The 14,422-nt window shown below is 52.8% G+C and carries 12 protein-coding genes, 1 pseudogene and 1 CRISPR repeat array (1 of these 14 cut by a window edge); of the genes and pseudogenes, 4 read left to right on the top strand and 9 right to left on the bottom strand.

The annotated features are described in order from the left end of the window. Positions 1–3,073: direct repeats of the CRISPR family, unit length 32 nt; unit sequence GTCGCTCCCCGCGCGGGAGCGTGGATTGAAAC (it extends 4,849 nt beyond the left edge of the window). Between the two features lie 312 nt (positions 3,074–3,385). From SLIP_RS12410 to SLIP_RS07610, 7 genes and pseudogenes are all read right to left on the bottom strand, one after another. After that, the gene (locus SLIP_RS12410) at positions 3,386–3,583 is read right to left on the bottom strand and encodes a type II toxin-antitoxin system HicA family toxin (RefSeq protein ID WP_242649156.1); all 198 of its coding nucleotides are present in this window, start codon (positions 3,581–3,583) and stop codon (positions 3,386–3,388) included. 29 nt (positions 3,584–3,612) lie between these two features. Continuing rightward, positions 3,613–3,837 (bottom strand): type II toxin-antitoxin system HicB family antitoxin, encoded by a 225-nt coding sequence (locus SLIP_RS07630; RefSeq protein ID WP_041432873.1) that lies wholly within the window; start codon positions 3,835–3,837, stop codon positions 3,613–3,615. A gap of 85 nt (positions 3,838–3,922) precedes the next feature. Further along, on the bottom strand, positions 3,923–4,648 hold the full coding sequence (locus tag SLIP_RS07625) for a cysteine dioxygenase family protein (protein WP_013175704.1): 726 nt from the start codon (positions 4,646–4,648) through the stop codon (positions 3,923–3,925). A gap of 29 nt (positions 4,649–4,677) precedes the next feature. After that, positions 4,678–5,517: an epoxyqueuosine reductase gene (locus SLIP_RS07620; RefSeq protein WP_013175703.1), complete on the bottom strand. Its 840-nt coding sequence runs from the start codon at positions 5,515–5,517 to the stop codon at positions 4,678–4,680. Positions 5,518–5,559: 42 nt separating this feature from the next. Next, on the bottom strand, positions 5,560–5,949 hold the full coding sequence (locus SLIP_RS07615; RefSeq protein ID WP_013175702.1) for a desulfoferrodoxin: 390 nt from the start codon (positions 5,947–5,949) through the stop codon (positions 5,560–5,562). 47 nt (positions 5,950–5,996) lie between these two features. Continuing rightward, a complete protein-coding gene (locus SLIP_RS13120) occupies positions 5,997–6,278 on the bottom strand; it encodes a rubredoxin-like domain-containing protein (protein WP_423218584.1) in 282 nt (93 codons plus the stop codon). Beyond that, positions 6,218–7,432 (bottom strand): annotated as a pseudogene (locus SLIP_RS07610) (FprA family A-type flavoprotein); the annotation flags it as partial. The pseudogene SLIP_RS07610 and the gene SLIP_RS13120, both read right to left, overlap by 61 nt. A gap of 462 nt (positions 7,433–7,894) precedes the next feature. Between SLIP_RS07610 and murJ the strand changes: the two are divergent. From murJ to SLIP_RS07590, 4 genes are all read left to right on the top strand, one after another. After that, complete coding sequence (murJ, locus tag SLIP_RS07605) at positions 7,895–9,466, top strand: murein biosynthesis integral membrane protein MurJ (RefSeq protein WP_013175700.1); 1,572 nt, start codon at positions 7,895–7,897, stop codon at positions 9,464–9,466. Between the two features lie 473 nt (positions 9,467–9,939). Continuing rightward, on the top strand, positions 9,940–11,106 hold the full coding sequence (locus SLIP_RS07600; protein WP_041432870.1) for a [FeFe] hydrogenase, group A: 1,167 nt from the start codon (positions 9,940–9,942) through the stop codon (positions 11,104–11,106). 13 nt (positions 11,107–11,119) lie between these two features. After that, positions 11,120–11,479, top strand: coding sequence for an iron hydrogenase small subunit (locus SLIP_RS13055; protein ID WP_013175698.1), 360 nt, complete (start codon positions 11,120–11,122; stop codon positions 11,477–11,479). 21 nt (positions 11,480–11,500) lie between these two features. Continuing rightward, entirely contained in the window at positions 11,501–12,157 is a 657-nt protein-coding gene (locus SLIP_RS07590; protein WP_013175697.1) for a formate dehydrogenase subunit gamma, read from the top strand. A gap of 138 nt (positions 12,158–12,295) precedes the next feature. On the opposite strand, the gene SLIP_RS07585 is transcribed toward SLIP_RS07590, so the two are convergent. Together SLIP_RS07585 and SLIP_RS07580 are read right to left on the bottom strand one after the other, a co-directional pair. Next, positions 12,296–13,270 (bottom strand): VWA domain-containing protein, encoded by a 975-nt coding sequence (locus SLIP_RS07585; RefSeq protein WP_013175696.1) that lies wholly within the window; start codon positions 13,268–13,270, stop codon positions 12,296–12,298. After that, complete coding sequence (locus tag SLIP_RS07580) at positions 13,252–14,355, bottom strand: AAA family ATPase (RefSeq protein WP_242649091.1); 1,104 nt, start codon at positions 14,353–14,355, stop codon at positions 13,252–13,254. The genes SLIP_RS07585 and SLIP_RS07580 overlap by 19 nt, the downstream gene beginning before the upstream one ends. Positions 14,356–14,422 lie beyond the last annotated feature (67 nt).

Raw genomic sequence — 14,422 nt, 5'->3', positions numbered from 1 at the left:
GGAGCGTGGATTGAAACTGTATTAGCTCAGCTTCTGCTCGCAAAGATTTCTGTCGCTCCCCGCGCGGGAGCGTGGATTGAAACTCTTTTCTTGGAATTCTTCCTCAATCTCGTTCCAAGTCGCTCCCCGCGCGGGAGCGTGGATTGAAACGCTTTCACCGCACCTTTCATATTCTCCAAACCAGGTCGCTCCCCGCGCGGGAGCGTGGATTGAAACACCTTTCCCATGGTGTAGAATATGGAATCTGGTTGTCGCTCCCCGCGCGGGAGCGTGGATTGAAACTAGAATCCCCTGAATTGAAAATCGTTGCGGGCTGGGTCGCTCCCCGCGCGGGAGCGTGGATTGAAACGGGCTTCCAGCTAATTATGTTGAGGTGGAGGCGTGGTCGCTCCCCGCGCGGGAGCGTGGATTGAAACTTCGAGGCGGGCGATATGACCGAGGAACAGGTATGTCGCTCCCCGCGCGGGAGCGTGGATTGAAACGTTCCATAATCTTTATATTGCTTCAATTTAATTGTCGCTCCCCGCGCGGGAGCGTGGATTGAAACAATTGTTCCTGAAGGGTTATATCAAATTGCAGTTGGTCGCTCCCCGCGCGGGAGCGTGGATTGAAACTTGTGGTGTGCATCCCCAATCTAACATTTTGAAGTCGCTCCCCGCGCGGGAGCGTGGATTGAAACTGAAAGTTTAACCCCATAGCCCCAGCTTGATATTGTCGCTCCCCGCGCGGGAGCGTGGATTGAAACAAACTTGAAAAACCTGTCATAACGGTATCACCTGAGTCGCTCCCCGCGCGGGAGCGTGGATTGAAACGTCCTAAAACTTTCCTTGCCCAGGTCGTCCCAGGTCGCTCCCCGCGCGGGAGCGTGGATTGAAACATAATTTTTTTAACCCTAAAAGTTCAAGAAATTGAAAGTCGCTCCCCGCGCGGGAGCGTGGATTGAAACCGTGTTGCCTTTATGCTCATGTACTGGCTTGGCCTGGTCGCTCCCCGCGCGGGAGCGTGGATTGAAACTTGTAGTAGTCTATCTTTGTGTGTAACAGGGCCGTGTCGCTCCCCGCGCGGGAGCGTGGATTGAAACCAGAGTGTCAGCAAGAATAAAGCCGGCCGCGTCGGGTCGCTCCCCGCGCGGGAGCGTGGATTGAAACGCGAAGGTTATAGTCATCAGCCACGTCGAGGAGGTCGCTCCCCGCGCGGGAGCGTGGATTGAAACGATTGAGGGCGGTTATTAAGCGGGCTAAGTCAAGGTCGCTCCCCGCGCGGGAGCGTGGATTGAAACACTTGAGGGCGGATTGGACAATTTGCAATGCAAGTCGCTCCCCGCGCGGGAGCGTGGATTGAAACTGGCGGTTTATCAGGAACATCGCCGGAAATTAGAGTCGCTCCCCGCGCGGGAGCGTGGATTGAAACCTGGGGCCATAGGATTTATGAGTGGGAGCTGCTGGAGTCGCTCCCCGCGCGGGAGCGTGGATTGAAACAGCTAATACAAACGCCCAGGCAGGAAGACAAACGGCGTCGCTCCCCGCGCGGGAGCGTGGATTGAAACGCGGTTGACCCTAAAAACCCACGCGTTGAAGTGGGTCGCTCCCCGCGCGGGAGCGTGGATTGAAACTCTTTCCTCCCGGACATGGAGCATGACAATCCGGTCGCTCCCCGCGCGGGAGCGTGGATTGAAACGGGACCCTTGTGGTGCACTAAGGAGGTGGCATAGATGTCGCTCCCCGCGCGGGAGCGTGGATTGAAACATGATGCTCTGCTATAAAGTCCGGTGGAGGCGGTAGTCGCTCCCCGCGCGGGAGCGTGGATTGAAACATCATCCCATCGTCCCTGGTTGAGCCAGGTTGTGTCGCTCCCCGCGCGGGAGCGTGGATTGAAACAAGCTGCAGGATGGCCGGGTAATAACCCTCCGCAGTCGCTCCCCGCGCGGGAGCGTGGATTGAAACGACATTGACCTGTGCACTCTCGTGCTCTGGGAAAGTCGCTCCCCGCGCGGGAGCGTGGATTGAAACAGTTGGTTTATTATTGGAAGCCTTTAATTCAACTGTCGCTCCCCGCGCGGGAGCGTGGATTGAAACTGTGTGCCCAGCATGATAAAGTCGGCCAGCACCGTGTCGCTCCCCGCGCGGGAGCGTGGATTGAAACCTTTTCCTCCCTTTTTATTATAGTCCACAATCCGTCGCTCCCCGCGCGGGAGCGTGGATTGAAACTTTTCGCAAGGTAGCCCATAAAGCCTTATACGGGTCGCTCCCCGCGCGGGAGCGTGGATTGAAACATCACAGCCAAAGCGCCTTCTCCCTGGCAGGAGGGTCGCTCCCCGCGCGGGAGCGTGGATTGAAACAGGTAAAATATCAATCCAGTTACATTCCCACGTTGTTTGTCGCTCCCCGCGCGGGAGCGTGGATTGAAACTTTTGAGGGGTTCTTCCCCGGGGAAGCAAGGAAGGGTCGCTCCCCGCGCGGGAGCGTGGATTGAAACATCACCGCTATGTCGAACGCCACGCCCCAGCAGTGTCGCTCCCCGCGCGGGAGCGTGGATTGAAACGTCTTGGTCGAGGGCCTCGACTTGGGGCTTAGCAGTCGCTCCCCGCGCGGGAGCGTGGATTGAAACCCGAGCCAACCCGTAATCGACCCCGACTCCGCCTCGTCGCTCCCCGCGCGGGAGCGTGGATTGAAACACGTGAAACATTTTGCGCTCCAGCCGCGGAGCTCCGTCGCTCCCCGCGCGGGAGCGTGGATTGAAACGTGTTTTTGACGGTTCTTAAATTATATCTCGCTAGGTCGCTCCCCGCGCGGGAGCGTGGATTGAAACACGTCTTTCAGCTTTATATGCCCTATCGCTGGCGTCGCTCCCCGCGCGGGAGCGTGGATTGAAACATCCATCTCGCCTATAGCAACAATTGATGTCGGCGTCGCTCCCCGCGCGGGAGCGTGGATTGAAACAACAGCTTGGTAATCTACACAGCTACCCATCCTGAGTCGCTCCCCGCGCGGGAGCGTGGATTGAAACAGCCTTGTAATCTGTTGCATTACCGCTTGCAGTGCGTCGCTCCCCGCGCGGGAGCGTGGATTGAAACGACTCGGGTCCCCGGCACCAGAAAATAAAGGCCCCGCCCAGGTTGGCGGGTTTTTTACTTTGGTGCACTAGTTTTTCACCAAATCTGCACGCATATCTTCGCGACACACAGCGGTGTCGCCACTAGAGAACGATAACCTCATTACTAACGAAGACCGAGAAGTTTTTGAGTAAGACATCATCTGTGTTTATCAGTGTTAATCTGTGTTAATCTGTGGCTATTTTTCGGGGCAGAGGAAATTGAAAAAGTCGGGCTAGGCATTAAGCTCTTTGTACGACGTTCTTGCGTTGTTTTCCCATTTATAGGTATCGCTTATAGCAGCTTCTCAAGTTCTTCTGGTGATAAACGGGCACTCTTCAAAATAGACTTAATAACTTTAGGCGATAGCGTCTCTTTGCCATGTACAGGCACTGTGGCCCAGCGGGTTCGGTCCTTTGGGTGGCTAAGAAAATGATGACTGCCTTGAACGCGTGTAATTACGAACCCGCTCCGCTGTAACGCCTGTAACATCTCTTTTCCAGTTACCCGGGGGAGCTTGCTCAAGCAGGTATCACCACTTCTGCTACTGAAATATCGACATCGGTCGTGGGAACAGGCTGGCCCGCAGCCTTGAGTCCTGCCACAGTCACGGCTATAGCCTCTTTAGCCCGTTCCAATGCTTGTTCTTTAGTTTTCCCCTGGGTAGCGCAACCGGGTAAGGCCGGAACAGTAGCCACATAAACGCCGGTTTCATTATCCCACTCAAGCAATACCTTGAAGCGCATTATCCGGTCCTCCTCTACTAACCAAAACAAATGCCGACCCTGCTTCCTACATTCTAATTCTTTTCAAGGGTGCAATCAAACCTAATCAAACTCCACCAGAAGCATCGTGTAAGGCCAATAGGCATTCCTTCTGGAGGTAGTCCGGCTGCCTTTTGGACAAAGACTTTCGGAGCACTTCTTTGGCCCATTCTTCGGAGATGGAACCCAGGGTTCTTATGGCCAAGACCCTGGGAAAGAGCGAGGGCGCATATACCCTGTGTATCCGCTTGTTGTGCAGGTTGAAGAGCTGGATGTAGCCTCTGCGCATAGGTTTGCCGTATACGTGAATGGTGACTGTTACTTTGTCATCGGCAGTCTCCATCTGGTGCAGGCCCAGAAACTCTACATAAGTAGTCTGTCCCGGATCCAGGACCGCATCTGCTGTCATCTCGATCTCTGCATAATCTTCATTACTCCCGTCATCGGTTCTTACGTATTTGCGCTCGCGGATGCGGTTGATATGGGCTCCTACCAAGCCCCAGGAACCGTGATCGTGCACCGGGTAAAACACACCGGGCTCCCAAATGAAAGCCCTTACAGTGAAGAGCTTCTCGGGATGGCGGTACAGGACAATGTCGTTAGGGTCGATGGCGTGCCACTGCGAGTTGAGGAAATCGTCGTCCAAAACCAGGCGGGTAAGGGTGTCGTTCAGCCACCCTGGGCTGGAAACAAGCTCGCCTACCATGCTGCGCCCGGCGGAGAATATCTCCTCCAGCGGCGGATCACCTTTTAAGAAAATTTCGAACTTCTCAACAAACTGGTTCAGGTTCATTAAATATTCATCCTCCCTCCGGTTTCAGGTCAATCGCGGGTTCCGAACCTGCGTACAACGGTCCACGACTTGTAGTCAGGGTGGTCCGGGTTATCTTTAAGTAACTCTTCTTCTTTTTCGTATTTTTTGACTATGCCTTTTTGACGGTAAAGCAGCCGGTCTTTTCCGACCGGGCACACTTTGGTACAGATGCCGCACGGGTAACGTTTCTTTCTGGTAAGCTCTATGTGCCGTTCCAGGCACGCTTCGCGGTCGAAATTGCCCGCCACGCTTCCTTCTACCGGAATAATGGCGTTAACCGGGCACAAGCGCGCACACGCCCCGCACTGGATGCACAGGTCTTTTTCTATCATAGGGTCGCCGGGGATAGACGCCACTGTGAACACCGATACGAAGCGGACTCTGGAACCGAATTCCGGGGTCAAAATGAGATTGCTCAAGCCGACTGTTCCCAGTCCAGCATACCTGGCAGCGGGGATGTGGTTGAAGGCTATACCCGGCTTCTCCTTTATGGCCCCCAGGCTGCCGAAGCCGTCGCGGCTGAAAAAATGGGAAGCGTGACCCCGGGCGTTCAGGTGGCGCACCAGGGCCAGGGCCAGGCTGTCTAACTGCCGGTTGGTCGTGTCGTAAGCCTCTTTATGAAGTATCGAAGGTGTGGTCTCAACCACCGGCAAGGGCATGGACAAACCGATGACTATAACCGTTCTCGCTGGGGGAAACAGGGTCTGAGGCCGGTGATCCGGCGGCACTTCGTTATGTTCGTTCCAGCGTTCCACAGGGGCAAACCCTACTAGGTCGGCTCCTTGCTGGCGACAAAAGGACACCACGGCCGATTTTAGCTCAGTAGTTTCAGGGTTGGTTTTGTACATTTTGGGTATGCACCGCTTTCCGGGTTTTTGTTGGTTGCTGGGCTAGGATCCGATTTTAGCTTCCCATAATCCGTGCAGATTGCAGAACTCCCTCAGTCGGAAGGTATCCCCTTCAAATAAGAACTCGGCCACGGGTTCTTCCCCCGGCTTCAGGTGTTGGCGAAGCACCCGGTCTTCGGTTATCAGTTCTATCCACTCGATGAAATGTTCGGGCATCATGGGATGGGGAGTTGCTCCCACCCGGACTGTAATCTTTGCGCCGTTTCTTTGCACTATTACCGGGACGTGCTTTTCATAAGCCGTCTCAGTCGTCTGCGGGACCATGAGCTGCATAGGTTGTCCGCAGCAGACCAGTTCGCCTTTGCCGGATCTAACCATTTCCACCATGTTTCCACAGACATTGCACCTGTATACCTGCTTGAGTTCCGTCATTACGAACCCCTCCTCAGATTAAATTCACGATACAGACCGCAGCTAGGTCATTCTATCGGTACAAACATATTCTTGGGAGCGCCGCAGACCGGGCAGATGTCGGGGGGCTCCGGTCCTTCGTGGATGTAACCGCAGCGCAGGCACTGCCAGCGCTGGCCCCGCCGCTTCCTGCCACGGCTGCGGCTCCGCTTCCGACAATAATTATCGAAAGCGCAGCATCGGAGGTAAATTCTATCTCTTCGTCTTTCACCCGGACGAAGTTTTCTTGAGAAGCCCCGCAGGCGGGGCAGACGGCAGGCGGTTCCGCCCCGGTGAAAACCTGTCCGCACACGGTGCAGCGCCACTTGCGCTCCTCCTCCGATTTTGCCGCTTCCAAGAGCTGCTGGCCGAACTGGTAACCGAACATGAAAGCCTTATCCAAGTCCGGAGGCGAAGGCTTGAAATTGATTTTCAGTCCGGGCAGGACCTTCATACGCAAAGAGCGCAGGCGGTTTTCGATGTTGGGAACAGCTTCTCCGCTCCAGCCGTACGAGCCAAAAGCAGCGGCTATCTTCCCTGCGTCTATGATGGGGCTAAGCCGTGTTAGCAGTTTCCACACCGGTGGGAGAGCATCGCCCATAATGGTGGGAGAACCGAGTAAAAGCGCGCCGGAGCTTCTAACTGCTTTTACCGCGGTGTCGATATCTGTCTTTTCGAGGTCGAGGGTTTGCACTTCAAATTCCCCGGCCGTTTGCAGCCCTTCGACGATATAAGAAGCCATCTCCCGGGTGTAACCGTAGGCGGAAACGTAGAGCACGGTGACCCTGCGCTGCCTGTCACCTAATGGTTCTTCGCTAGCCCACTCCCGGTACAAGTTTACATAATGCCGCCAGTCTTGTCTCAGTATCATACCGTGCCCCGGGCATATGCAGGATATGGGCAGAGACTCGATTTTAGCCAAAGCCTCGAGCACGTAAGACTTGAAGGGTTTCATAAGAACGTCGAAGTAATACTTGTAGTCCGGCAGGTAATCTTCTTCTATTTGGTCAACAAACAACCGCTCGTCGGAATAATGGGCACCGAAAGCATCACAGGTGAACAGGACCTGCTTTTCGGGGAGATAGGTGAACATGGAGTCGGGCCAGTGCAAAAACGGGGCTGAAATGAATTTGAGGCTAACACCTCCGATGTCGAGAAGGTCGCCGTCGCCGACCTCGCGGGCGTTGAGTGGTTGGTTCGCTATACCCTGCAAGAATTTTAAGGCGGTAGCCGAACCTACGATCTCTAGTCCGGGGATTAGTTCGACCAGTTTGGCTACACTTCCGGAATGATCGGGTTCGGTGTGGTTCAATACGAGGTACGCAATCTTCGACAGGTCGGTCAATTCTCGAAGTTTTTCTAGGTATTCGTCAAAGAACTTCTCTTTTACCGTTTCAATCAGAGCGACCTTGTCCTTACCTTGGATCAGGTAAGCGTTGTAGGTAGTGCCGTGAGGGGCTTCCATTACTACGTCGAATACCCGAAGAGATGGGTCAAGAACCCCTACCCAGTGAACCCCAGAAGCGATTTCGACACTTTTCAAGTCTTCCACCTCCTTCTCGATTGATTCAAGCATTATTAGCTTGCTTTTTAATTATACCCTAGTTGGCAAGTCTTGGCATTCATAATCGCTCAGGAAGAGGAGTAACAGCCAAGTACCTGCAACAGAAACCGTAGCCTTAGATCAGGCAATACGTAATCGCTGTTCTTGTTTCGTCTAGCCGGATTGACTCCAGGCAAGCGCAGGTATAAAATCGGGGTCAGGTGCGAATGGACCCGGATGGAAAACCGGCCTTTTCAAGACCCGGAGAGGGCTAGGTTCTTTCTTCCAGGTAGGTAATGCCGAGCGACGTGTAACAGGCGTTGCGAGGACGTGTAAGGTTGTGACATTCTGAAATTATAAAATTGTGAACGCGGGGGTGTCCAGGTGAACGCTCAGGGAAGACGAGTGGCAAAAGCGGCAGGACTCATGATGGTTACTGCTTTTTTATCACGGCTGCTCGGGTATGTTCGGGACTGGTTCATATACACTCATTTTGGTGAAACCTATGCTACTGACGCCTTCAATGCCGCTTTTTCCATCCCTGATTTCATATACATGCTTCTGGTTGGCGGGGCCTTGAGCTCGGCTTTCATTCCCGTCTTTTCATCGATGATCGCTACCGAGAGGCGGGAAGAAGCCTACCGGACGGCCGGGGTAGTAGTGTCGTACATGCTTGTAGCTATGGCGGTTCTCATCAGTATAGCTTTCATATTTACCGAGCCTTTGGTCCACCTTTTGGCCCCCAAACTACCGGCGCCTTTTCTGAAACTGGCTGCTCATCTTACCCGGATCATGTTCATCCAGATGTTTTTTATGGCCTTAAACGGTATTGCCATGGGGATACTCAATTCGCACCACCATTTTACAACTCCAGCTTGGGGCGGCATTCTCTACAACCTGGGGATAATTACGGTTGGCGCGGCCTTGGTAAGTAAATTAGGCATAGCCGCGTTTTCCTGGGGGGTGGTAGTAGGTGCCTTCTGCAATTTCGTTATACAAATACCGGCTCTAAGAAGCACGGGGTTGAAACTGTACCCTTCGCTTGACTGGAGAAACGAGGGGTTTCGACAGATTCTGGTATTGATGCTCCCGGTGGCAATGGGGCTTGCGGTTACCCAATTCAACCTCTTCGTTAGTCAAAACTTGGCTTCTGGGTTGGCCGAAGGCACGATTACCGCTCTGAGAATCGCCCAACGCATAATGCAGCTTCCGATAGGTATATTTGCCATCTCCATCGCCATTGCGGTTTTCCCTACCTTGACCTCACAGGCAGCTCGCGGTGAGACTGATGACTTCAAACGCACGCTCAACCTGGGCTTGCGTCAAGTGTTTTTCATAACTATACCTTCGGCCTTGGGGTTGATGGCGATAGGGGAGCCGGCCATCAAACTCATGTTCGAATGGAGGAGGTTTACGGCTGAACACACCATAGCCACTGCTCAAGCACTTTTCTTTTACTCTCTAGGACTGATCCCTTATTCAGCTCTTCAAGTCTTGAACCGCGCTTTTTACGCCATCAAGGACACGGTTACGCCGGTGAGCGCGGCAGTGGTAACTATTTTTGCGAACATAGTTCTATCGATATGGCTGGTCAAACCTTTGGCCCATGTGGGGCTGGCCCTTGCTTACTCCATGGCCGGGTATATTAATATGATTATTCTTATGTTCATGTTGAGAAAAAGGCTTGGTTCTCTGGGCGGACGCCAGGTCGTGACCAGTTCAGCTCTGGCATCAGCGGCAGCCGTGCTCATGTACCTGGCCGTGCGCGGCGCCATACTTGTGACTGTTGGTACTACCTGGGCTACAAAGACTGTTCAACTGGAGGCAGTGGGTGTGGGCCTCGTCGTAGGCACGTTGGTCTATGGCGGGCTTGCCTTAGTTCTGAGAATGGAAGAAGCCCGGGTGGTGAGCAATTTGGTCTTAAAGAGGTTTGCCTGGAAGCAGTTGGGCAAATGACCATCTCCCTCGCGGCAAGGGATACGCTTTCTTGTATTGTCGAGGTTAAGTTGGGAGAAAAGTTTTGTCTTCGAAAGAAGGAGATTCGTTTTCTTTGTCGTATATATAAACTTTGGACATTGGGCGCAAAGCGCTAGTACTGGGAGTGGCGGCGTTCCTAGGGTGGGAACCTTTGGAGAGATTTAGAACAATTAGTGTTAAGAATGCACCGCAGCACTAGAAAGTGCTCCTGGTTATTACTATTTATTACATTTATTACCTCCGGTAACAAAGGGGAAGTCATCTAATAAAGCTGGATTAAAGGGCCATGAAGGACCCGACTGGCATGAGGCCAGGGCTGTCTTTCATGGTTTTTTATTTTGTTGCCTGTTGATTGTGTGTCAGGGAGGTGATAATGGCAGAAATAAACATCAGGATTGGCAGGAACCAGTCGAATGGCCAAAAACGGTGAGCATCGAGAGGAGGTAAAGACATTGAGCTTAACCGCAGCGGATACCGGTATCATAAAAGTCACGTCTGATTGCCACGGCTGCGATCACTGTACGTCAGTCTGTCCTTCCCATGCCATCAAAGGGAGGATCGGGGAACAGCACCACATCGATACCAGGAAATGTTTGAACTGCGGCCAGTGCTTGATCAGCTGTCCCTTTGGGGCTATTGAAGACGCGAGCATGGTGAGTCAAGTCAAGAAAGCTCTGACTGATCCTGATATCTTTGTGGTAGTCCAAGAAGCGCCTTCGGTAAGGGTTGCGTTGGGTGAAGAGTTCGGGATGGCTCCGGGGACGAATGTCAAGGGGAAGATGTACGCGGCTTTGCGCAAGCTCGGGTTTGATCGTGTATACGACACGGAATTTGCGGCAGACCTCACCATTATGGAAGAAGGGACAGAGCTTATTCACCGCATATTCAAACATCTAGGAATACCTGGATACGAGCATGTGGGGCCGCTGCCCCAGTTTACGTCCTGTTGCCCGGCCTGGGTCAAGTACGCCGAGGACAACTACCCTGAGGTACTGCCGCACATATCTTCGGCCAAGTCGCCGCAGCAGATGTTCGGAGCGGTAGCCAAGACCTACGCCGCCCAGAAACTGAACGTTGACCCAGCCAATATGTTTGTGGTTTCGGTCATGCCTTGTACTGCCAAGAAATACGAGTGCAACCGTCCGGAGATGATAGCGAGCGGATACAAGGACGTCGATGCTGTTATTACTACCAGGGAGCTGGCACAGATGATAAAGGAGGCAGGCATTGATTTTGCCAGCTTGCCGGACGAAAAGGCGGACAAGTTTGTAGGGCTTTCCACCGGAGCAGCGACCATATTCGGGGCTACCGGGGGAGTTATGGAAGCCGCGTTGAGAACCGCTTATGAAGTGTTGAGCGGGCAGTCTCTTGAGCAAATCGACTTCAAGAATGTCAGAGGGCTCAGACCGATAAGGGAAGCCAGCGTGGAGATCCCGATTAAGGACCTAGGGAAAACGCTGCCGGTCAAAGTATGTGTTGTATCGGGCACCAAACATGTAGACGGGGTCATAAAAGATGTCCTTAAGGGGCGCAGCCCTTATCACTTCATCGAGGTCATGAACTGCCCGGGCGGTTGTGTCAACGGTGGCGGCCAGCCCATCCGCAGAGACACTTATTAGGGGGTGACGAGAGGTGACTGTGTTTTCGGAAAAGGGTGGAATAACCCGACGTCAATTCTTTAAGGGAGCCGGGATATTGGCGATCACCGCAGTATTGACCGGGGTATTTTCTAAAATCGGGATCGATATGACTAAGGCGGGCGACGATTACATCGCCAAAAGGGCGCAAGGGCTGTACACCTTGGACGAGAAGATGACCATAAGGAAGTCGCACGAAAATCCGGAAATAATACAGCTGTACAAGGATTTTTTGTCTCCGGGAGAAGTGAAGCCTATGAGCGAAAAAGCCCATCACCTGCTGCATACCAGATACGGGCAGGATATTCCTGCTTTCATCGAAGAGTTAAAAGGGCAGCATGAAGAAGCTGCGTAGTTTACGGAAGGAGGGCCGTAGATGAGTACAGTAAAAGGGAAAGTTCTGAAACATGCAGAGCAAACCAGAACCATGCACTGGGTACACCTGATATGCTTTATTATCCTCGGATTAACCGGTATAGGGTTTCACTGGCACGTAAGCTGGATTAACAACCTGTTCGGCGGGCCAGCCAACGCCTCACTCGTGCACAGGTGGACGGCGGTTGTATTCACGGCCGGACCCGCCGTGTATATTCTATTAAATTTTGAACGTTTTTCCAAGTTCATCGACACCATTTCGAGCTTTTCGGCGGACGATTTCAAGTGGCTGAAGACCATGGGCGGCTACCTGCCGTTCCTTAAAGGGGAAGTTCCTCCTCAAGACAAGTACAACGCCGGGCAGAAGCTGTTGGGATGGGTGGTAATCTTCGGGTGCCTGGTGTTCATCCTAACTGGGTATCCCATGTGGTTTTGGCGCCACGACGTATCCCCTGCTTTTCTCAACTTTTGTTATAATGTTCATTTTTGGGACGCGATTATCATGATATTGGCGGTAGCAGGACACTTCTTCCTGGCCGCGATTCATCCGAAGTCGAGGGTTGAATTCAGTTCCATGATGCTGGACGGATACGTTGATGCCGAGTTCACCGCACACCACAACGGCAGGTGGTTTGCCCAACTATCAAAAACGGAATAGGTCTATGCACTCCATCTAAAACCCTATAAAGAGCCGATGCGATGAGGGACGGGCTGGTCTTACAGGGGCGGCCTGCCCCTGCGCTTTTTAGCAGACCCGGCATACTCAAGTCAACTGCTCTTTCCCGCAACCATCTTCTCACGCCAGGATCTGGCGGAGGGCGGAGGCCACGTCGCGTATGGTTTCGGTATAAAACATGCGGTCGACTACAGTTTTAAAGTTTTTAATAGTCTCCTGGTAGTGAGTATCGGTCAAGTCTTTAACTCTGGGATCCGGGTTAAACAGGTAGAGATTCTTAACCCGGCGTCTCAGGTTGTTCAGCGGGGCTAAGGCGAAGAACCTTTCGTAAAACTGGCAATCGGTCAATAGGATGACCGTGGTTTTCGATCTCAGTAAGTGAGAAAAGTTATTTTTGAGCTGGGCTAGAGGGCGCCAGAGCTCGGTGCCGCCGAAATCCCACTGCGGCAACTGGCTCATTCTAAGCATAAGGTCTTCGAAAGTGAGATGCAGGTAAGGGGTCACATAATTGAGTTCGTTGCCGAAAATGAAAACCTCTAGCTGCCGGAACTCTTTTTTGAGCGCATAGAGGAACTGGAGCATGATGGTAGCGCTTTTCATCATGGACGACGAGGTATCCAGTATGAGGACTACCCTTGGTTTAGCCGGCTTTTTCATCTTCCAGCGCAGCTTGAGCAGGGTGCCGCCTTGCAGGGTGCTACGGTGTATAGTGGTTTTTAAGTCCAGGTGCTTGCGCTTGTGACCGCGTTTTCGACGCCGCGATATAGGGGTGGCCAGCTTCTTCACCAGTTTCCCCGTTTCCCTAGTCTGTTCAAAATCGATGGACGAAGGCAGGTAATCACTTTTCTTGCCCCCGCTCAGCCCCGGCTGCATCGCTCCGTCCCTGGAAGGGTCCCTGTAGGTTACAGGTGACCCGGTAAGGCCCTTGCTGCTGCTCGGTTTTTGTTGGCTGCCCTGGTCTAATCGTTCTGGAGAACTTCGAGGGGGTGGAGGCTGGGGACGGAAACGGCCACCTTGTAAGCCTTTGCGCCCGAGTCTCAACCACGCTTTTTTTAGCCGGTAAAGAAAAAACAATCCTAGAACCCGCCAATCCATTTCCCTTCTCCTCGCTTGCGGAAGGCGGTTATGTCTTCCTTGGTTTTCAAAAGAGCGGGCAACAACCTGTCCACTACCTTGTCGTCAACAGTTGTAATACCTTCCATAGTCAGGGCCTGGGCAAAATCGATGCCTTCGGCTATGCTCGGCTTTTTGACCAAGTCTGTTCTTTTTCGTAGGGCGTTCATCAATTCAGCTACCTGGTGAGCCAGTTCTTTGTCGATGCCCGGTACCCGGTGAAGGAGGATTTTTTCCTCTTTTTCTACGGTCGGGTAATCGATGTAAAGAAAAATGCACCGTCTTTTCAAGGCGTTGGTCAGTTCCCGGGCATCGTTGTTGGTGATAACGATGTACGGAATTGTCTTAGCCTTAACCGTGCCGAACTCGGGGATTGAAACCTGAAAATCAGACAAGACCTCCAAGAGAAAAGCTTCGAATTCTTCATCAGCTTTGTCAATCTCATCGATTAGGAGTACCGGGGCCGGGTCTTCAGCCAGTATGGCCTTTAAGAGCGGCCGAACCATCAAAAACTCCTCGGCAAAAACGTCCTCCGCCGCCTTGTCTTTTCCTTGAATGTACAGAAGCTGTTTTTGATAGTTCCACTCGTATAACGCCTTACTTTCATCAAGTCCTTCGTAGCACTGGAGGCGAATCAATTGGGTGTTGAGCATCTTGGCCAAAACCTTGGCGATCTCGGTTTTGCCCACTCCGGGCTCTCCTTCTACCAGGAGCGGCTTCTTAAGCAGCAGGGCCAGGTAGACGGCTTCGGCAATAGTCTCATCGCAGACGTAATCGAGAGAAGTGAATTCGTTCATTATTTTTTCTGGGCTAAAATGGTTCTTTACTCTCATAGATACCCTCCACTTATACAAGTAATAACGGAAACGGCGGGCCGGCCGAGAAGCAGTTTGCAGCCATTCTCGACCATGGGCTAGAGCTTCTATAACACGCCTGCGCAATTGCAGGTACTCTTGGCCGCCCGCCAGAATGGGATAAACGTCTAAAGGTTTGAGCAGGCCGCTGGCTACGTCGTAGTGAAGCTCACGTTTGAGATTCTCCATATAAAGCTCGTCGTCCTTCGACATTGGTCTATTCACCGTTTGTATGATTCCTCCAAAAACAAGTTTGCGATACGTGTAGACCGTGTACATT

This window comes from Syntrophothermus lipocalidus DSM 12680 (assembly GCF_000092405.1).
Lineage (GTDB): Bacteria > Bacillota > Syntrophomonadia > Syntrophomonadales > Syntrophothermaceae > Syntrophothermus > Syntrophothermus lipocalidus.
This window is presented reverse-complemented; position numbering and strand designations above follow the sequence as displayed.